The organism is Calditerricola yamamurae (assembly GCF_054654135.1).
Genome location: NZ_BAAIFH010000006.1, coordinates 211147 through 231144, shown reverse-complemented (window position 1 = coordinate 231144; position 19998 = coordinate 211147). Strand labels below are relative to the sequence as shown.

At 63.5% G+C, this 19998-nt stretch carries 18 protein-coding genes; 7 read left to right on the top strand and 11 right to left on the bottom strand.

The genetic code is table 11. The features are described from left to right. The first annotated feature begins 104 nt into the window (after window positions 1–104). The 7 genes from ACYQ0Z_RS07450 (at window position 105) to serA (ending at window position 9370) form a co-directional block, all read left to right on the top strand. Complete coding sequence (locus ACYQ0Z_RS07450; RefSeq protein ID WP_459866139.1) at window positions 105–1700, top strand: spore germination protein; 1596 nt, start codon at window positions 105–107, stop codon at window positions 1698–1700. Beyond that, window positions 1697–3274, top strand: a complete 1578-nt coding sequence (locus ACYQ0Z_RS07445) for a GerAB/ArcD/ProY family transporter (RefSeq protein WP_459866136.1) — start codon at window positions 1697–1699, stop codon at window positions 3272–3274. The genes ACYQ0Z_RS07450 and ACYQ0Z_RS07445 overlap by 4 nt, the downstream gene beginning before the upstream one ends. Next, complete coding sequence (locus tag ACYQ0Z_RS07440; protein ID WP_459868793.1) at window positions 3274–4419, top strand: Ger(x)C family spore germination protein; 1146 nt, start codon at window positions 3274–3276, stop codon at window positions 4417–4419. Before ACYQ0Z_RS07445 ends, ACYQ0Z_RS07440 begins: the two co-directional genes overlap by 1 nt. 89 nt (window positions 4420–4508) lie before the next feature. Beyond that, on the top strand, window positions 4509–5006 hold the full coding sequence (locus ACYQ0Z_RS07435; protein WP_459866133.1) for an inorganic diphosphatase: 498 nt from the start codon (window positions 4509–4511) through the stop codon (window positions 5004–5006). Window positions 5007–5125: 119 nt separating this feature from the next. Further along, window positions 5126–6073, top strand: a complete 948-nt coding sequence (locus ACYQ0Z_RS07430; RefSeq protein WP_459866130.1) for a DUF2935 domain-containing protein — start codon at window positions 5126–5128, stop codon at window positions 6071–6073. Window positions 6074–6639: 566 nt separating this feature from the next. After that, window positions 6640–7821 carry a pyridoxal-phosphate-dependent aminotransferase family protein gene (locus ACYQ0Z_RS07425; protein WP_459866127.1) on the top strand — a complete coding sequence of 394 codons (1182 nt, stop codon included), beginning with the start codon at window positions 6640–6642 and terminating at the stop codon, window positions 7819–7821. Next, window positions 7787–9370, top strand: a complete 1584-nt coding sequence (gene serA, locus ACYQ0Z_RS07420; RefSeq protein ID WP_459866124.1) for a phosphoglycerate dehydrogenase — start codon at window positions 7787–7789, stop codon at window positions 9368–9370. Before ACYQ0Z_RS07425 ends, serA begins: the two co-directional genes overlap by 35 nt. 48 nt (window positions 9371–9418) lie before the next feature. Here serA and ACYQ0Z_RS07415 read toward each other — a convergent pair whose 3' ends face one another. The 11 genes from ACYQ0Z_RS07415 to ACYQ0Z_RS07365 all read right to left on the bottom strand — a co-directional run bounded on the left by ACYQ0Z_RS07415 (window position 9419) and on the right by ACYQ0Z_RS07365 (window position 19987). Next, complete coding sequence (locus ACYQ0Z_RS07415; RefSeq protein ID WP_459866121.1) at window positions 9419–9778, bottom strand: hypothetical protein; 360 nt, start codon at window positions 9776–9778, stop codon at window positions 9419–9421. A 41-nt stretch (window positions 9779–9819) separates the two neighbouring features. After that, a complete protein-coding gene (locus ACYQ0Z_RS07410) occupies window positions 9820–11685 on the bottom strand; it encodes an ATP-binding protein (protein WP_459866118.1) in 1866 nt (621 codons plus the stop codon). After that, window positions 11682–12404, bottom strand: a complete 723-nt coding sequence (locus tag ACYQ0Z_RS07405; protein WP_459868790.1) for a response regulator transcription factor — start codon at window positions 12402–12404, stop codon at window positions 11682–11684. The genes ACYQ0Z_RS07410 and ACYQ0Z_RS07405 overlap by 4 nt, the downstream gene beginning before the upstream one ends. A 19-nt stretch (window positions 12405–12423) precedes the next feature. Next, a complete protein-coding gene (gene ccsB / locus ACYQ0Z_RS07400) occupies window positions 12424–13659 on the bottom strand; it encodes a c-type cytochrome biogenesis protein CcsB (protein WP_459866115.1) in 1236 nt (411 codons plus the stop codon). Further along, window positions 13656–15278, bottom strand: coding sequence for a cytochrome c biogenesis protein ResB (gene resB, locus ACYQ0Z_RS07395; RefSeq protein ID WP_459866112.1), 1623 nt, complete (start codon window positions 15276–15278; stop codon window positions 13656–13658). Before resB ends, ccsB begins: the two co-directional genes overlap by 4 nt. A 128-nt stretch (window positions 15279–15406) precedes the next feature. Next, window positions 15407–16126: a pseudouridine synthase gene (locus ACYQ0Z_RS07390; RefSeq protein WP_459866109.1), complete on the bottom strand. Its 720-nt coding sequence runs from the start codon at window positions 16124–16126 to the stop codon at window positions 15407–15409. Between the two features lie 165 nt (window positions 16127–16291). Beyond that, complete coding sequence (locus ACYQ0Z_RS07385) at window positions 16292–16825, bottom strand: spore maturation protein (protein WP_459866106.1); 534 nt, start codon at window positions 16823–16825, stop codon at window positions 16292–16294. Window positions 16826–16881: 56 nt separating this feature from the next. After that, the gene (locus ACYQ0Z_RS07380; RefSeq protein ID WP_459866103.1) at window positions 16882–17466 is read right to left on the bottom strand and encodes a nucleoside recognition domain-containing protein; all 585 of its coding nucleotides are present in this window, start codon (window positions 17464–17466) and stop codon (window positions 16882–16884) included. Next, the gene (locus tag ACYQ0Z_RS07375; protein ID WP_459866100.1) at window positions 17463–18593 is read right to left on the bottom strand and encodes a D-alanyl-D-alanine carboxypeptidase family protein; all 1131 of its coding nucleotides are present in this window, start codon (window positions 18591–18593) and stop codon (window positions 17463–17465) included. Before ACYQ0Z_RS07375 ends, ACYQ0Z_RS07380 begins: the two co-directional genes overlap by 4 nt. 52 nt (window positions 18594–18645) lie before the next feature. Beyond that, window positions 18646–19230 (bottom strand): SMC-Scp complex subunit ScpB, encoded by a 585-nt coding sequence (scpB, locus tag ACYQ0Z_RS07370; RefSeq protein WP_459866097.1) that lies wholly within the window; start codon window positions 19228–19230, stop codon window positions 18646–18648. Further along, window positions 19199–19987: a segregation and condensation protein A gene (locus tag ACYQ0Z_RS07365; RefSeq protein ID WP_459866094.1), complete on the bottom strand. Its 789-nt coding sequence runs from the start codon at window positions 19985–19987 to the stop codon at window positions 19199–19201. Before ACYQ0Z_RS07365 ends, scpB begins: the two co-directional genes overlap by 32 nt. Between the last annotated feature and the right edge of the window lie 11 nt (window positions 19988–19998).

Below are 19998 nucleotides of genomic sequence, written 5' to 3'. Positions count from 1 at the left end.
TTGTATCACATCTTTCCGCTCACGCCTCTCCGCTTCCGCTTCTGCATGTTTCTCCCGGCAAACGGGTATCAGAAGAACAAGGAGCCGGTGGGAGGTTGCGGGCCATGTGGAAAGGAAAGCGCAAGCGGAAAAAGCAGGCGCTGACGGAGCGTCCCGAGGTTCGCGCGTACTTTGAGCAGAAAATCGAAGTCCGCGCCGAGGATACCCCCGTGCACACGCGCGTCGACGTAAACGTGGCGCGCATCCGGGATTGGCTGGGGAATCCACCGGATCTCCAGGTGCGTCACCTGCATATTCACGGAAAAACACCGGCTGCCGTTGTGTACATTGAGGTGCTGGTCGACGCACGCCACCTGAACGAACACATTCTCGAACCGCTGCTGGGCGAGTACGGGGGCGGCGCGGAGCCGTACGTGGGCGCTGCCAAGCTGCGGGACCTGCTGGAAGTGGGGAGCCTTCGCGAGGTGGACCGGATGGCCGACGCGCTGCGCGCCCTCCTATCGGGATACGCGATCCTGTTTCTGCAGGGCGCCAGCCGCGCCGTGGCTGTTGACATTAAGGGATGGGAGAAGCGTTCGGTTGAGGAGCCCAGCACGGAATCGGCGGTGCGCGGACCACGGGAAGGGCTGCTGGAAAACGCACACGTCAACCTGGGCCTGCTGCGCGCCCGCTTGCGCGATCCGGACCTGCGTGTAGAACGGCGGGTATTTGGGCAGCGCACACAAACCGACGTCTACATCCTTTACATCGACGGCATCGTCAACCTCCAGGCGCTGGCCGAACTAAAACAACGCCTCGACAACATCCACATCGACGGCATTCTCGACTCCGGCTACCTCGAGGAACTGATTGAAGACGCCAGCTGGTCGCCGTTTCCCCAGGTGCAGGCCACCGAGCGTCCGGACAAGGTGGCCGCCCACCTGCTTGAGGGCAAGATCGCCCTGCTGGTAAACGGCTCCCCCTTCGCGCTCATTGTGCCCGCCGTGTTTCACCAGTTCTACCACGCGGCGGAAGACTACTACGAGCGGGCGCTGATCGCCTCTCTGGTGCGCGTCATCCGCCTGTTCAGCCTGATCATCTCCCTGCTCCTGCCCTCCCTGTACATCGCCTTCGTCTCCTTTCACCCGGAAATGTTGCCCACCGAGCTGGCCATCGCCATGGCCGCCGGGCGCGCGACGGTGCCGTTCCCGTCCATCGTCGAGGCCCTCATGATGGAGGTCATGATCGAGATCCTCCGCGAGGCGAGCGTGCGCCTGCCGGGGCCGATCGGACCGACCATCGGCATTGTCGGCGGCTTGGTCATCGGGGAGTCGGCGGTGCGCGCCGGTCTGGTCAGCCCGCTGATGGTGATCATCGTCGGCGTCACGACGATCGGCTCCTTCGCCATCCCCAGCTACAGCGCGGCCATTCCGCTTCGCATGCTCCGCTTCCCGCTGATGTTCCTGGCCGCCAGTTTCGGCCTGTACGGCCTGATGATCGGCGTGTTGCTCATCCTGATGCACCTGTCGACGCTCAAGTCTTTCGGCGTCCCGTACCTGGCGCCGATCACCCCGTTCCGCCCCGCCGATTCCAAGGACATCCTGCTGCGCTTCCCCTGGACATACCTGCGCACCCGTCCGCAGTTTTTCCGGCCCCGTCAGGATGTGCGCAACACCTCGTCCACGCGCCAGCCGTCGGATGAAGAGGGAAGCCCGGCATGAAGCCCCCCGGTTCGAATGCCAAGGCCCTTCCTCCCTTGCTTACGGGCGGCCAGCTGTTTGCGTTCATCGTCCAGACGATCATCGGGGTCGGCGTGCTCACCCTTCCGCGGGAGGTGGCCACCGCCACAAGGACCGACGGGTACACCCCGACATTCTGTTGCTTGTGTTGGGGTTCCGTTGGTGAAGCCGGCATCTCATCTGGTTTTTCCCCGGCGCAACTGGCACGTCGGCCCACCCCTGACGACGAACCGGTGGACCGTGGCAAGTGGACAAAGACCTCGACACCCTACACCTGGCGGATGCCATCGAAAATTAGGTGGGCCAAGGAGCCAGACCGGAACGGACTCAAACGTCGGTTCTCCTGTGATATCCATCCCATGAAGGTGGTCACCGTGCTCCCTCCCGTGATTACGACCGCACAATTGGCATATCTCATTGCCCACACAATGATCGGCGTGGGCGTCCTCACGCTGCCGCGGAACATTGCCGAGGAAACGCAGGGCAGCGGCTATGTCGCCATTCCCCTCGCCGCCCTGCTCAACTTCGTGCCCACCTGGCTGTGGTTGCGGCTGTTCCGGCGATTCCCCAATCGATCATTTTTCTGGATGATCGACCAAACACTACCATTCCAACATCGCCAGGTCAAAACGGTGTACCGCGTGCTGTGGTGGTTGCCGCTGATGGGGTCCTATTTGCTCAGCTCGGCCGTCGTGGCGCGGATCTTCGCCGACGTGATTGCCGCCACCGTCCTGCCCACTACTCCCGTGGCCATTATCGTATTCATGATGCTGCTCACGAGCGTACTGTTTGCCCTCATGAACGTCGACGCGCAGATGCGCATCAACGAACTCCTTTTTCCCATCCTCGTCTTCCCGTTGGTGGTCATCGGCGTATTGGCCCTGAGCCGGGCCGAAATGTACAACCTGTTGCACCCGCTTCACGAGCTGACGCCCACCCACGTGTTCATCGGGACCATTGCGGCGAGCTTTGTCTTCTCAGGCCATGACGTGTTGGCGATCTACGGAAGCTTTCTCCCGCATTCCCGTCGCAACACGCTGGCCGCGGCAGCCGGGATCGGCATCTCGGCCGTTCTGTACTTCTTGGTGACGGCGGTGGCCCTCGCCGTGTTCGGCTCCGAAGAACTGGTTCGCCTCACCTGGCCCACCTTTGAGCTGGTTCGCGTTACCACGTTCCCTGGCCTCATTTTCGAACGGCTCGAAAGCGCCTTTCTGACCGTGTGGGTGGTGGCCGTGTTTTCCACGCTGGCCAACACGATCGGCGCCCACCTGCTTTTGAACCAGTGGCTTTTTTCCCTCAAGAAAAAAGGAAAAATCCTCATGGCCTTCGCCATCCTCGTCTCCACCATGGCCCTGGCGCTGTGGCCGCGTGATTTCCTCAGGGTCGACCAATGGAGCGAGGCCGTCGGCTATTACACGTTTGCCGTCTCCGCAGCGTATTCACTGCTTCTGCTTCTGCTCTTGCGCCGTATGCCCGACCACGAAACGGCTTCATCGGACGGACCGTCATCAGGCACACCCAACCCCGCCGACGCGAAGGGAGGTCGACCGACGTGATGCGCATCGGGAAACCGGCCGCCCTGCTCGCCAGCGCCCTCCTTCTCCTGGGGGTTACCGGCTGCTGGGACCGGAAAGAGATTGAGGAACGCACCTCCGTCGTTGCTATTGCCCTCGACCGCCACCCGGCCGGCATCCGCGTCTCTGTGCAAGTGCCCATTCCGGTGAAGATCATCGGCGGCGCCAGCGGCGGAGGTGGCGGTAGCGCAACCGGCGTGCAAAACGTGCACACCTTCAGCACTGCAGCGCGGAATATCACCGAAGCGTTCATGCGCATTCAGAACACATCCAACCAGCGGCTGTTTTTGGGCCAGGCGCGGATCCTGATCATCAGCGAAGACGTGGCCAAGGCCGGCCTCCGTGACGAGCTCGACGCGCTGCGCCGCCACCCGGAAATTCGCCGCAACATCTGGTTGTTGGTGGTTCCGGGAGAAGCACACCGGTTACTGAAAATTTCACCCCATCTCGAGCAGATCCCGGCCGACTACCTGATCAACATCGTCCGCTCCGGCACGGAAGAGGCACGGATTCCCAACATCACCCTGGGACAATTTTTGATCAACCTGTCCAACACTTCCCGGCAACCGGTAGCCAACGTCTTGAAGGCCCATCAGGTAACGGCCCAGTGGGAGGGTGTGGCCCTCTTCCGCAACGACCGGCTGGTTGGCCACTTTTCCCCCGGCGAAACGTGGGTGTTCATGCAGCTGAGCCAGGGCACCCACGGGGGAACCGTCACCTGCTCGTGCCCGGAAGGCAAACAAGGGTCGTTTACCTTCACGCCGCGGAAAGCCGACCTGAAACGCCACGCGCGGATGGAAAACGGCACCCTTTTCCTGCACCTTGACGTGACCCTTGATGGGGTTATCAACGAGAAAAACTGCCCCACGCCCTTTGATTCGCCGCAACTCCTGCGGGCTTACGAGAAACAGGTGGAACGCGAGTTGGAGAAAACCGCCCATGCGATCATCCGCTATGCCCAGCAGCGGAAAACCGACGTGTTCGACCTGGGGTTTTACCTGCGAGCCCGGCATCCGGACATCTGGAAACGCCAGCAGAAAACGTGGGACGAGAAGGGTTTCCCCGCCGCAAAGGTAACCGTTACCTACCACGTCCGCATCAAACAACGGGGCTTTGAGGTCAATTAAGATCGAACAAGCCTTTTCTTTCCCTTTTGAACTTGCTAAACTGAGGGTGGTACGCAGATGCAAGAAAAAAGCAGCAAAGGAGGAGGAACATGGCCACAGAAAACCGTATCGTCGACGCCTTCATCGAGATCCCGGCGGGCAGCCAAAACAAGTACGAGTACGACAAGGAAGCAGGCGTCTTCCGCCTCGACCGCGTGCTGTACTCCCCGATGCACTACCCGGCCGACTACGGATACCTGAAGGGGACGCTGGCCCTTGACGGTGACCCGCTCGACATCCTGGTGCTCACCACCTTCCCCACCTTCCCCGGCTGCGTCATTAGCGCGCGCGTCGTCGGATACCTGGAGATGAGCGACGACAAAGGGCAGGACGAGAAGCTTCTTGGCGTGCCCGTCCACGACCCGCGGTGGGACCATGTGAAGGACATCGCGGACGTCCCGCCGCACATCCTCAAGGAAATCGCCCACTTCTTCGAGCGGTACAAAGACCTGGAAAACAAGGAGACGAAGATCATCGGCTGGAAAGGCGCGGAAGCGGCGGCCAAGCTGATTGACGAGTGCGTGGCGCGCTACAACGAGCAGAAGTAACGCCATGGTGCAACGCGTCGGGAGAAACCCGACGCGTTTTTCACATCAAGAACCTCGCCGACGAGGAGCGCATACCGTAGGGGTAAACGGCGACAAACGCCCAACAAGGAGTGAGGGTCATGGACGACCGTTCCCCGATACCCCCTCGTTGGCTGGATCCGCATTTCCTCCAACCTCCCGTCCCCGAGCCTTCGATTCTCCGCGAAGGGCTGTTGGCCGCGCTGGAAGAAATGCGGGTGTGGACGCGCCTGATGGCCGAACATGCCAAGTTTATCCGCATGGGACTGGACCCCAACCGGGCGCAGGAGGAGCTTTTTCGGGAAGCGGACCGGTTTGCCGTCCGGCTAGACGCGCTGTACGATCAGACGATCCACACCTCTCCGCATGCCCCGACCGATGCCCTCTATGCGCTGCGGGAACAAACGATCCACGTCGTCAATGAACTGATCCGGTTCAAACGCGAAATCATCCAAGCGTTGGAAGACTGCAAGGCATTGGCCATCCTCCCCGCGGTTCTGTGCGCCCATGTGCGGCGTGAAGCCGACCGGTTTGTGGGAACACTGGAACGCTCCAAAACGGGCCTGCGCACGAAAACGTACGCCGTTCTCGGGTTGCCCGACGGCAACCGTCGCGCCGAAACCCTGCCGCGGCTGTTGTACGGAAGGGTTACTCCCGCCACCTTGCACACCGTGGCCATGGAGGAAATTCTCTTTTTCTCGCGTACCCACGCTGAACACGCCGGCCACCTGGCCCTAACCTTCCGGCCCGAGGTACAGGACGCCTATCGCCGCGAGGCCCTGGCCTTTGAAAAGGCCTTCGAAGAACTGTTGCACCTCGCCATGGAGGTTGAACGCAGCGGGCAGGGGATGCGCAAGCTGCTCACCGAAAGCCGCAAAGCCACCGAAGCGTTTTGCGCCTACCTAAGCAAAACCCTCCGCGACCTTACAACATGCCGCATCCCCACCGGGCAAGCCAATTTCCCCCCGTTGATTGCCGATCACATGCGCCGCGAAGCGCTGTACTATTTGGACATCTTGCATCGCCTCGAACCCGTCTTGGCAACGTAACGACAGCTGTTGGGCGGCCGCAACCACCGGTTGTTGTTCACGAATGCAAATGAAAGCGGGTCTTCTGGGAAAACGGCGTTATATCGGAAATCATAGCGCTTTCATGGTCGAGCGCCAGCCAATCCCGCATCCAAAACAGGTATATCCGAACGTTGTACCGTAAACTTTTCACATCGTTCCCGTTTTCCCTATTGACGCCACGGCGGCACCGTGCTACAGTTATCAACAAACCAACCCGTTGACACCTTCCATACGCACGATCGACGATGACGGAGACGGACCGGTAGCGGGAACTGCAGAGAGCCGGTGGTCGCTGCGAACCGGTGTTCACGCGCCGACGTCCAGCCCTCCCGAGTCGGCAGGCTGAACGCCGCTGGTCAGTAGGCCTGTCCGGTTGTGCCGTTATCCACAGGGTCTTGGACCCGCTGAGGCCGTCTTCCGCGAGGGGACGGCGAAGGAGGGTGGCACCGCGAGGAATGCGCCTCTCGCCCCTCACACAGGCAGTCGTGTGGGGTGCGGAGGCGCTTTTTGTTTTCAATGCCCAACAATCAAAGGAGGCCCTGTCCATGAACGCCATCCACTTGCGGATCCCCGGACCCACACCGATTCCGCCGCGCATCCAGCAAGCGATGCTCGCCCCGATGATCGGACACCGCAGCGGCGAGTTCAAGCGGCTGTACGCGGAGGTGACCGAACGGCTTCCCCCGCTTTTCGGCACGCGCCAGCGCGTGCTCGTCCTGACCGCCAGCGGTACGGCCGCCCTTGAGGCGGCGGCGGTCAACGCCGTGGCGCCGGGAGAAGAGGCCATCGTTGTGGTTACCGGCGCCTTTGGCGATCGCTTCGCCACCATCTGCGAGCGGTACGGCATCGTCACCCGCCGTCTGGAAATCGCCTGGGGCGAAGCCGCCGGACCCGACCAGTTGCGTGCCTTCCTGCGCCAGCACCCCAAGGCGAAGGCGGTGTTCCTCACCTACTGCGAGACGTCGACCGGTGTGCTCAACCCCGTGGCCGACCTGGCCCGCGTCGTGCGCGAGGAAAGCGAAGCCCTCGTTATCGTCGACGGTGTCAGCGCCATTGGAGGGGCGCCCTGCGACATGGACGCGTGGGGCCTCGACATCGTCGTCACCGGATCGCAGAAGGCACTGATGCTTCCACCGGGCCTGGCGCTCATCGCCGTCAGCGAGCGGGCATGGCACGCCATCGCCGAGAACCCCGCGCCGCGCTTCTACCTCGACCTCCTCGCCTACCGCCAATCGGCGGAGGACGCGTCCAGCCCGTACACGCCGGCCGTCTCCCTCTTCTTTGGCCTGCGCGAAGCACTGGCGATGATCGAGGAGGAGTCCCTTCCCAAGGTGATCGCCCGCCACGCATTGTTGCGCGACATGACGCGCGCGGCGATCCGGGCCCTAGGCCTCCCCCTCCTTGCCGACGACGCGGCGGCGTCGCCCACGGTCACCGCCGTCGGTCCCTTCGACGGCCGCGCCCTTGATCCAGAATCGCTGCGCGCCGTGCTGCGCCAACGCCACGGCCTCGTCCTCGCCGGCGGGCAAAAGAAGCTGAAAGGGCGCATCTTCCGCATCGGCCACATGGGCTGGTGCGCGCCCTACGACGTGCTCGCCGTCATCGCCGCACTGGAAACCGCACTGATCGAAGTCGGTTACCCCGTGGCCCTTGGCAGCGGGGTACAAGCAGCCCAGGAGGTGTACGTGAACCATGTATCGCGTGCTCATCACGGATCCGCTGTCTGACCAGGGAATCAAGCCGCTGCTCGAGGCCGACGGCGTCGAGGTAGACCAGCGTCTGGGCCTGACGGAAGACGAACTCATCCGCGTTATTCCCGAATACGACGCCCTCCTCGTCCGCAGCCAGACAAAAGTGACCGCCGCCGTCATCGACGCAGCGGAGCGGCTCAAGGTGATCGGGCGTGCCGGCGTCGGAGTGGACAACATCGACCTCCTGGCCGCCACACGCAAGGGAATCGTCGTCGTCAACGCGCCCGACGGCAACACGATCTCCACCGCCGAACACACCTTCGCCATGCTGATGGCCCTCGCCCGGCACATTCCCCAGGCCTGCGCCGCGCTCAAAGCGGGCACCTGGGACCGCAAGTCCTTCGTCGGCGTCGAGCTGGCCGGTAAAACCCTCGGCATCGTCGGCCTGGGGCGCATCGGGTCGGAGGTGGCCAAGCGGGCCAAGGCCTTCCACATGCGCGTGGTGGCCTACGACCCGTACTTGACCGAGGAGCGTGCCGCCAAGCTGGGCGTGGAGATGGCCGACCTCGACACCCTCTTTGCCGAAGCCGACTTCCTCACCGTGCACACGCCCCTGACGAAGGAGACGCGCCACCTCATCGGGCGCGACGCCTTCCGCAAGATGAAGGACGGCGTGCGCATCCTCAACTGCGCCCGCGGCGGGATCATCGACGAGGCTGCCCTGTATGAGGCGATCCGCGCGGGCAAGGTGGCCGGTGCCGCCCTCGACGTGTTTGAGGAGGAACCGCCGAAGGACAATCCTCTCGTGGACCTGCCGCAGGTGATCGTTACCCCGCACCTGGGGGCCTCCACCGTGGAAGCCCAGGAAAACGTGGCCCTCGACGTGTGCGAAGAGGTGCTGCACATCCTGCGCGGTGAGCCGTTTAAGAACGCCGTCAACCTGCCGTCCATCCCGGCACACGTAATGAAGAAGGTGGAGCCCTACTACGGGCTGTGCGAAAAGCTGGGCCGGCTTGTCGCCCACACGCTGGTTGGCGCGCCGCGGACGATCACGGTCACCTACTCCGGCGAGCTGACGGAGACGGATACCAGTTTCCTGACGCGATCCGTCCTGAAGTGCGTGCTGTCCTACCACCTGGGCGCGACGGTCAACTTCATCAATGCCCCACACCTGGCCAGGGAGCGCGACATCCGCGTCACCGAGCAAAAGTCCAACCAGCCGAGCGCCTTCACCAACCTGATCACAGTGGAAATCGCCTCGGCCCAGGAAACGCGCCGGGCATCGGGCACGTTGCTCAACGGCTTCGGCCAGCGGATCGTCAAGATCGACGGCTACTCCGTAGACGTGGCCCCGGAAGGCCACCTCATCCTCATCCGCCACTACGACCGGCCCGGGGTCATCGGCCGCGTGGGGACCGTCCTCGGCCAGCACGGAATCAACATCGCCACGATGCAGGTCAGCCGCCGTGACGTCGGTGGACACGCGATGATGATCCTCACCGTGGACAAGCCCGCTTCCCCCGACGTCCTCGACACCCTCGGCGAGCTGGACGAGATCCGCAGCGTGATGGAAATGGAATGGTAAGGAAACACCAACGGGGAGCCCCGCTTCGGCTCCCCGTTTTCGCTGCCCCTACCGGTGGCTGCCTTCCAGGTCCCGCATCATCATCATGTAACGGTGGTAGGCCATCAGGCACTCGTAATAGGCACGCATACAGCGGTAATAGGCGCACATTTCCTGCGGATGGGGCATGCCCATGTACCCCGGAGTTCCCGCGTCATAGCCCCCGTAGGGCATCGGCGCGCCGTAGGGCATCATCGCCCCCCCGTAATGCGAATCGTCTCGCGTGCATGGCGAACCGGCATGCGCGCTGGGGGCATCGTCCCAACGGTGGTCGGTTGGATACATGGGCGCACCGTCCATAGGATGATGGTGCGACGGTTCTGCCGCCGACACCCTGTCGTGCTCGTGTCGATCCCGCTTGGCTTCCATCCTGGTCCCTCCCGTGGTAATTGGCCTACGACACTTCTACCTTATGCAGGCCCTCGGCCCGTGTCACGGGAGGGACGCGTTTTAGGCTCTTGCCCATCCTCCTCACCGCTGCCCGTGCGCGGGAAAAACATGGTGAAACGGGTCCCCTCGCCCATCTTGCTGCTGACGGTAATCGACCCGCCATGGGCGTCCACCAGGTTCTTGACGATGGCCAGGCCCAATCCGGTACCCGCCTGCCCCCGCGTGCGCGCCTTGTCCGCCTTGTAGAAGCGCTCGAAAATAAAGGGCAGGTCGTCTTCCGGAATGCCCACACCCGTGTCAACCACATCGATCCACACGCCGGTGCCCTCGTCGCGCAGGCGCACCAGCACCGTTCCCCCGGGCGGCGTGTAGCGGAAGGCGTTGTCGAGGAGATTGGTCAGGATCTGTTCCAGCCGGTCGGGATCGACGTGCAAGGGTCCGATATCGCCCACTGCCTCAGCCTTCAGGGTAATGCCCTGCTCCCGTGCCATGGCGGCAAATTTCCGGAGCAGGCGGTCAATCCACGGCACCGGATCGATCTCCTGCCGGTCGAGCTGGAAGGAGCCGGCCTCCATCCGTGCCAGGTCCAGCAGGTCGTTGACCAGGCGCCCCATACGTCGCGTCTCTTCATAGATGACGCGGGCCATCTCCTTGCGTTCCTCCGGTGTGGCCGCGATGTCGTCGATCATTGCCTCGCTGTAGCCCTGAAGCATGGCCAGCGGCGTACGCAGCTCATGGGAGACGTTGGCAATGAAATCCTTGCGCAGCTTGTCGAGACGCCGCTCCTCGGTCATATCCCGCAGCACGGCCACCGCGCCACGCACGTCATCACGGTCGTACAGCGGCGCCATCACGACCGACCAGATGCGGCCTTGCACCTGCAAATCGGTGGACAGCTCGCGCTTGTCGCGCATCACGCGCTGGAAGAGACCCAACAGCGGCGTGGGGAGTGCGGCGCCGTCGCCTTCCTGCCAGGCGCGCAGAATGCGTTCGGCCGGCGGATTCGTCAGCACCACACGCCCATCGCGGTCGACGGTGATCACGCCGTCCGCCATGCTGCGCAAAATACTGGCCAGCTGCTCCTTTTCCCGCTGCAGGGCGTGGATGGTTTCGTCCAGTTGGTTGGCCAGGCGGTTGAAGGTGCGCGCCAAATCCCCGATCTCGTCACGCGTGCGGATCGGTACCCGCGCGTCGAAGGCGCCCTGCGCCATGCGATCGGCCGCCTTCTTCATCAGCCGTAGGGGCTCGGTGATGCGCGTGGAAAGGAAAAAGGCGAAGAACGTGGTCAGCACGATGCAGATGCCGGCCGCGTACAGCAAGAGCCGCCGGATATGCGTCATGGTGTTTTCCACGTCTTCCAGCGTGCGGTAGAGAATGAAGGCCCCATACGTCCCGTCGCCGAGCGGCACCGGTTCACCGACGGCGACGATCTCTTGCGCAACCGGCGCACCCCCGGCGTTGCCGTCCCCCTCGACGACGGGAAAGCGCCCGCGCACCACCACTTCCTTGCCCTTCAGCACCTCCTGCAGGTCGGTGTGACCCAGGAGCGCCTCCAGGGGCACCTCCGGCACCGAAGCGCGGCGACGCGGCCGGTCGTCCAGCAGCACACGCTTCGGCTTCTCCTGGCTGTCCAGGCCGATCACGACGAGCCGCGTATCGTGGGCTTCCACCACCGACCGCGCCAGCCGGGTGACGTCCTGGCGGTCCGGGCTTTCGACCACCATCGCAACCAGTTGCTCGGCCAAATGCTTCAGGTCATTCGACTGCTTCTCATAAAAGTACCGGTCTAAAAATTGGAGCAGCAAGGCACCGAGAATGACCAGCACCACGCACGCCAGGCCGATGATCGTCGCCCACAACTTGCCGACGACGCTGCGCCAGATCACGTGCGCGGCACCTCGAGCTTGTACCCCACGCCCCACACGGTGACGATCATCTCCGCCGCCTTGGGCGATGCCCGGTTCAGCTTCTCGCGCAGCCGCTTGATGTGGGTGTCCACCGTGCGCAAGTCACCGAAGAACTCGTAATGCCACACCTCACGCAGCAGCTCCTCACGGGTGAACACCTTGTCCGGATGCTGGGCAAGGAAATGGAGGAGCTCATATTCCTTGGGCGTCAGGTTAACCTCCGTGTCGCCGACCGTCACGCGATGGGCGTCGTGGTCGATGATCAGGTTGGGGAGAACGATGACGTTGCGGGCGTGCGTGTCGGTACGCAGGTAGGCCGTTGGCGACGAACGGCGAAGCAAAGCCTTGACGCGCAACACCACCTCGCGCGGGCTGAACGGCTTCACCACGTAATCGTCAGTGCCGGCCTCGAACCCCTCGACGCGGCTCGTCTCCTCCCCGCGCGCCGTGAGCATCAGCACCGGTGTGGCCTTTTTCGCGCGCAGCTTGCGACAGACGTCGATCCCGTCCATCCCCGGCAGCATCAGATCGAGGACGATGAGGTCATAGTCGGTCTCGAGGGCCTTTTGGAGCGCCTCCACACCGTCCGCCGCCTCGTCGATCTCGTACCCTTCCCGCTCCAGGTACATGCGGAGGAGGCGGCGAATGCGCTCCTCGTCGTCGACGATCAGAATGCGCACCGTTTCGTTCTGCGGCATCGCCATCACGGGCACCTCCTCAGACACCTGCATAGGAATGTAGGCCGACAATCACCAGGTTGACCACCACCAGGGTGATCATCACCACGATGAAACCGACCACGGCCAGCCATGCCGAGCGCAGACCGTGCCACCCGCGGGACAGGCGCAAATGCAGGTACGCGCTGTAGAAGAGCCATACGATGAGGGCCCACACTTCCTTCGGATCCCAGCCCCAGAAGCGGCCCCACGCCTCGTGGGCCCAGATCATGGCGAAGATCAGCCCGCCGAGGGTGAAGATGGGAAAACCAATGGCGATGGCGCGGTAGCTGATCTCGTCCAAGAGCTCGGGCTCGACGTCACGTAGCGTCGGCTGGAGCACTGCACCCAGCCGCCTGCGCGCCCAGAGGCGCAGCACGCCGTACACGGCCAGGCCACCCAGCACGGACCACACCAGCGTGTTCAGCTTCTTGGCCGCGTCTTTCCCCTTCATCCATCCCGGGGCTTCAACCAACGGCTTAAAGTACCCCACCTTGACCATTTCCGCATCCTTCGGGCCGACGAGGCTCGGCAGCGTGTAGACCGTCTCCACCATGCGCTCCTCCCCCGGCTTCGCATTGGGGTCGGGGAAACGGAACACCGTTTCCTTGCCAAGGGCCGCAAAGGTAAAGGAGAGCGCGACAAAGGCGAGCACGGCCAGCACCACCCACAGTGCCACTTCCAACCACCGCGCCTGCGCCGACGGATGATCCTGGCGCACCGTGCGGACCAGGTACATCAGCCCTGCGGCAAACCCGACGGCAAAGGCCCCTTCCCCCAGCGCCGCCGTCGTCACATGCAGGTACAGCCAATAGCTCTGAAGGGCGGGGATGAGGGGGGTTACCTCGCGCGGGAAGACAGCTCCGTAGGCAATCATCAGCACATCGAGGAGCATGACGAAAACGCCCAGGGCCGGCACGCGATAAATCCGGTAGAGGATGAGGAACGCCAGAGCAATGGCAAAGCCAAGGAACACGATAAACTCAAACATGTTGCTGACGGGAATATGGCCACCGGCAATCCAGCGCGTCACAATGTAACCCGTCTGGGCTGCCACACCGAGGGCGGCCATAGCGTAGCCGAGGCGGCCCATGCGCCGGGCGTTTTCCCGCGGGTCGCGGCCCGCCCAACGCTTTCCGGTAATGGCCACGACAAACGCCACCATCGAAAGCGCGTACAACACGAACGCCACAAGCAGCAGGGCACTCGACAGCGCGATGAGCCCTTCGGTCGTCATGTCCGTTTCCCTCCTTGGTCCAGGGAGCCGGCCTCAACCGCCAGCCCGGCTTCCCGCGCCACAGCCAAGACGTCTTTCTTCAGTCCAAACCAGTTCTTGTTCGTGTGGGCGGCCAGATACACGACGCCGTTTTCCACCTGCACCCAGATGCGCCGATGTTGCCAGTAAAAGCCCATAACCAGTCCGACCATGACCACGCCACAGCCAAAGAAGATGACCGGCAAGCTGCGGTCCATGCGCACCATCAGCCCGCTGACGTCGACAAAGCTCATGTCGCGGAACTTCAGCTCATAGGCGTTGGTCTTGTTCGGCTCCTCAATGGTCAAGCCCAAGAACAGCCAGCTCTTTTCGCCTTCGGGCTTGTCCGGTGTCTTCACCCGAAAGACAAAAGCGGGGTTGTTGGGAACATTGGACTTCGTCGACGGCTCGTTGTTTTCGTTCAGCACAAAGTCCGGGAAGTACTCGAGAATCTCCACCGTTGCCCCATCGCGCAAGCGGTACGACGGTGCCGGGTCGTGCAGGTCGACGGTAAAGGTGCCGAAGGACCGGCCCGTTTGCTTGTGGCGCAGCTCCAACGTCAGGCGGCCAAATTCCGTCAACGACCCCGCCTGGTACAGGAGGAGCCCGTCGTGCTCCAGCGGATGGTTGACGCGGATAGGCGCACGCGCCACTTCCTCCAACTGCGGGGAAGCCCCCGGCTTGTCCCCGTCGACACGACGGTACAGCACGGCGTCGGTGCGGTATTCCTTCACCACCTTGCCGCCGTTCAGGTCGATCTTCTGCGGAAACTCATGCTCGTCGTAGTAGGTCACGGTAAACCGCTCGTTCTTCACGTAGTAGGGCGTGCCCGGGATCGGCTTGGTCTCCCCTTCCCGAACCCATACGTATTCGTTCATATAGAAACCCGGAACGAGCCGTAACAACACACCAACGAGAAAGATGATGAGACCCACATGGTTGATATACGGCCCCCAGCGGCTAAACCGCCCCTTCTCGCCGAGGAGGGCAAGGCCCTCGCGACGCACGTGGTAGCGGCGCTTGGCCATGGCTTGTTCCGCCGCCGCAAGCAGCTCGTCCGCCGTGCGGCCCTCGAGGGGCACCTGCGCCGCCACGCGCTGGCGGGTGAGAAAGTCAACATGCCGCTTAACGCGCTGGTTTTTCAGTGCCCGGTACAGGGGCACGACGCGATCGAGGCTGCAGATGACCAGTGACGCCCCGATCATCAAGAGCAGTCCGACGTACCACCAGCTTTCGTACAAGCGGTGAAAGCCCAGTTGGTAATACAGCTCGCCCAGCGTCCCATAGGCCTCGCGGTAATACTGCTCGGCCTGTTCCGGCGGCACGGGGAGGTACATCTCTTGCGGAAAGATCGTCCCGATCACTGAGGCGACGAGGGTGATGACGATGAGGACCACCGCCACCTTGACCGAGGAGAAGAAATTCCACACCTTGTCCAGCAGCGTGCCGCGCCGCGTCTGCGAGCGACGGGCGGCTCCCTCGTAGCGCATGTTGAGCACACCGGTGGAATCCGCCGCCTCGCCCATCGGACGGCCGCACGATTCGCACAGCGCAGTCCCCGGCGGATTGGTGTGCCCGCATTCGCATTTCACTTCGTCCACGGACATTCACCTTCTTTCCTGACAAAAAAGTACTTCGCGTTTTGAATTGTAAACCTCCTTTCCCCTTTCCTATTATACTGTTTCGCGTTTTCCCTTCTTTTCGCGAAGATGTGAACATTCGGTGACGATCACAGCCCAACCAGCGCCCTGAGCCGGCGCACCTCCTCGGGCGCAAGTTCGCGCCACTCGCCCGGCCGCAGTCGGCCCAACGTGAGAAACCCGACGCGCACCCGCTTGAGCACCAGCACCGGGTGGCCCACCGCCGCGCACATGCGCCGCACTTGGCGGTTGCGCCCCTCGTGAATCGTCAGGCGCAGCAGCGTGCGCCCGGACCGTTCGGCGAGCCGTTCCACCTTGGCCGGGTGGGTCCACCCGTCCTCGAGGAGGATCCCCTCGCGCAGGCGGCGCAGATCCTCCTCGTCGGGATGTCCCTTCACCCACGCCTCGTACACCTTGTCCAGCTCGTAGCGCGGATGCATGATACGATGGGCCAGCTCCCCGTCGTTGGTAAGGAGCAAGAGCCCTTCTGTCTCATAGTCGAGCCGGCCCACCGGGTACACGCGCTCCGGCACACCCTCGAGTAAATCGATAACGGTGCGCCGGCCGTGCGGGTCGCGCACGCTGGTGATGACCCCCGCCGGCTTGTACAACAGGAGGTAACGCTTGCGGGTCTCCAGGCGTACCGGCATCCCGTCGACGGCGATGCGGTCCTTTGCCGGATCCACCTTGACCCCCAGCTCGGTCACCGTTTGCCCGTTCACCTGCACGCGGCCGGAACGGATCAGCTCTTCGCACTTGCGGCGCGAAGCGACGCCGGCATGGGCCAGCACCTTCTGCAGCCGTTCCATCGGGCTCACCTCGCTACCATCATAGCGGTTTTTGTTGATAAAGACAAACGGGGCGTGTAGGGCTCGGAGTCGTTTTCCTATCATTCGGGAATTGCACAAAAAACAGAACCAGGACAAGGGAGGTGCCCGTGTCCTGGAGCTTTGAGGAGACGTTTTCTCTCTTCCCTACCCAAACACCCGGTTGGTGATCCAGATCGCCGCGGCAATACCGGCCAGATCGGCCAAGAGGCCCACGGTGAGGGCGTAGCGCACGCGGGTGATGCCCACGGCGCCGAAGTAAACGGCCAAGACGTAGAAGGTGGTGTCGGTGCTGCCTTGGATGGTGGAGGCCATCCGCCCGATGAGGGAATCGGGGCCGTGGGCTTGAAACAGGTCGACCATGTAGGCCAGCGCCCCGGACCCGGTGAGGGGACGCAGGAAGGCAAGGGGGACGATCTCCTCCGGAACGCGCAGAAGCTCGGTGAGGGGACGGAAGAGGGACACGAGAAGATCCAACGCGCCGGAGGCCCGAAACAGGGAAATGGCCACCATCATCGCCACGACGTGCGGAATGATGGCCACAGCGGTACCGAACCCCTCCTTCGCGCCCTCGACAAAGGCCTCGTACACCGAAACGCGACGGACGAGCGCCACGGACAAAATCCCGGCGAGCAGCGCCGGAAGCGCCCATACCGACAGGGCTGTCACCCACCCATACACGCGCGATCCCCCCTTCCCGTTGCTGCCGCCCGGGCGCGTGGCCCCCGCGTTGATCGCTACCGTCCTCCACTCCGCCGGCGAAACCACCGGTCGAACACAATCGCCGTCGCCGTCCCGATGGCCGTGGCAACAAGGGTCGTGCCAACAATCTCGACGGGGTTGCCGGAACCCATCTGCGCACGCAGGGCGATCACCGTGGTGGGAATGAGCGTCAGGCTGGCGGTGTTGAGGGCCAAGAGCGTGCACATGGCCGGCGTGGCCGTCTTGGGGTCCGGGTTGAGCTTCTGAAGCTCCTCCATCGCCTTGATGCCCATCGGCGTGGCCGCATTGCCCAACCCGAAGAGATTGGCCGTCATGTTGGACAGGATGTATCCCATCGCCGGATGATTCGGCGGCACGTCGGGAAACAGCCGCCGGACCAGCGGGGCAAGCAGCCGGGAGAGGGCGCGGAGGATTCCGGCCTGCTCGGCGATCTTCATCATTCCCAGCCAAAAGGCAAGGATGCCGATCAGGCCGATGGCGATGCTCACCCCGGTCTTGGCCCCTTCAAAGACGGCGCGGTTGACCGCGTCAAGGCGACCGGTGGCGGCACCGACCATAATGCTGATGACGATCATCCCAAGCCAGATGACGCTGATCACAGCCGTCCCCCCTCAAACAGGGCACGCCAGAAGGCCCGCCAGTACGCCGAAAAGGTGAGACGATCCCCTTCGGGACGCTCGACGGCCAAAGGCACGGTGCCGATGGGCGTACCGCTCAGCTCCAGCCGCAACACGGCCGGCGGCTCCCACGGAAAGCGGCTGGTGCGGTTCTCGATCGACGAGGTGACATGCTCGACCTCGTCCGCCGCCAGGGGATACGTGAAGGCGCGCAGGGCCCGGTAGCGGACCACGCCGTGGGCCGTCGGCTCTTCTTCCACGATGTCCCCTTCGCGCACCAGCTCCACGAGGGGAAAATGGGCAAAGCCGTACGTCAGCAAGGCCGCCGTGTCGTTCCAGTCGTCCGGCGCATTCAGCACCACCGCCGCCAGCTGGCGTCCGTCGCGCGTGGCCGAGGCGACCAGGCAGCGTCTGGCCAGTTTGGTGTAGCCGGTCTTGACCCCGTCAGCTCCCTCGTACAGGTGCAGCAGCTTGTTCTTGTTGTGCCAGACGCGGTCCCAAGGCTTACCCGGCCACGGCGCACGGTGCACCTTGGTCGACACAATGCGGCGGAACGTTTCGTTTTTCAGGGCATAGGCCGTGAGCACGGCCAGGTCGCGGGCCGTGGAGTAGTGCTCGCCGTCGTCAAGGCCGTGGGGGTTGGTGAAATGGGTGCCGGTGAGGCCCAGCTCGCGCGCCTTTTCGTTCATCAGGTAGGCAAAGCCTTCCACGGACCCGCCAACGTGTTCGGCAATGGCCACCGCCGCGTCATTCCCCGAGCGCAGCATGAGGCCGTAAAGCAGGTCCTCGAGGCGCATGCGTTCACCCAGCTCCAGGTAAATGGAAGACCCTTCCTTGCGGTAGGCGTTGGGGCCCACGACCACTTCGTCGTCGAGGTTACCGCGCTCGATGGCCACGATGGCGGTCATAATCTTGGTCAGGCTGGCAATGGGCATGCGCTGATCCGCATGTTTTTCATAGAGGATGCGCCCCGAAGCCACGTCGATGAGCGCCGCGGCCTGCGCCGATACCTGCGGCGGTTCTGTGTCGACGGCCGCGGCCACCGGTGGCATGGCCACCCCCAACAGGAGCAACCCGATGACCCACCACAAAAATATGCCCCTGCGCATGATGCCACCTCGTCCCGCGAGATGGTACATGCTTATGCAGGGGCACGGCTCGTCATTCGCCGCGTGTCGTCCTTGCCGCCGGCCGATCGGCGGCCTGCCCTTGCGCATCCGCAGGTGCGGCTTCCGCTTCCGGCAGCGGGGGAAGATCGGACAGGTCGTTGAGGCCGAAATAGGTGAGAAAGGCCTTGGTCGTGCCGTAGAGGATCGGCCGCCCGGGACCTTCCGCCCGCCCCACTTCCTCAATGAGGCCCTTGTTCAGGAGCGTTTGAATGGCCTTTTCGCATTTGACGCCGCGGATATCCTCCACCTCACCGCGCGTGATGGGCTGACGGTAGGCGATGATGGCCAGCGTCTCCAGGGCGGCCTGCGACAACTGGCTGTTTGCCGGCAAGTCAACCAGCTTGGCCAGATACGGCGCGTGTTCGGGAAGGGTTGTGAGGCGATAGCCCCCCGCTGCCCGAACGATGCGCAGCCCGCGCCCGGCGCGTTGCCACTCGTCGGCGAGCTCCTCCACCAGGACCTTCGCCTCCTCCGGCGTCACCTCAAGCACCTCAGCCAGGTCCGCCGCCGTCAGCCCCTCGTCTCCCGCGGCAAAGAGCAAACCTTCAACGACCGCCTTGAGCTGCTTGCGGTTCACGTACCCGCTCCCCTCCCTTCGCCACCCATTCGAGGGTGATCTCGCCGAAGGGCGTCCCCTGCTCGCAGCGCACCAGACCGAGCTTCATCATCTCCAGCACGGCGAGGAACGTGACGACGACATGCTCGCGCGTCACGCCGGCCGGGAACAGAGCGAAAAAGGAGATCCGCCCACCACGGGCCTCCAGCATCCGCCGCACGTGGGCCATGCAGTCTTCCACGCGGACGGCGTCGCGCGTCACGGTAAGGGCCTCCTGGCGCGGGCGCACCCGTGCTCGCCTCATCACGCGCCAAAAGGCCTGCGCCAGGTCGTCCGGCGTCAGGCCTTCCACCGGATTCTTCTGCGGCGGGGCATAAGGGGAAAGATTAAGCGGAGGCCTCGTGTAGACGCAGCCGTACGCCGCTTCGCGCTCCCGCAACGCACGGGCGACTTCCTTGAAGCGCTTGTACTCGACAAGCCGGGCCACAAGGGCCGCGCGCGGGTCCTCATTCCCCGCGCTCGGCACCGGTTGCGCCGCCGGTTTCGTGTGGCGCGGCAGCAGCATCTTGCTCTTCAGCTGCAGCAGCGTCGCCGCCATGACGAGAAACTCGCTGGCCACCTCCAGCTCCAGCTCCTGCATGGTGGCCAGATACGCCAGGTACTGTTCGGTAATGCGGGCGATCGGAATGTCGGTGATGTCCATCTGTTCCTGTTCGATGAGGTAGAGCAGCAAATCGAGCGGTCCCTCGAAGGTCTCCAGCTTGATCTGAACCGTCATCGGCGGCATGA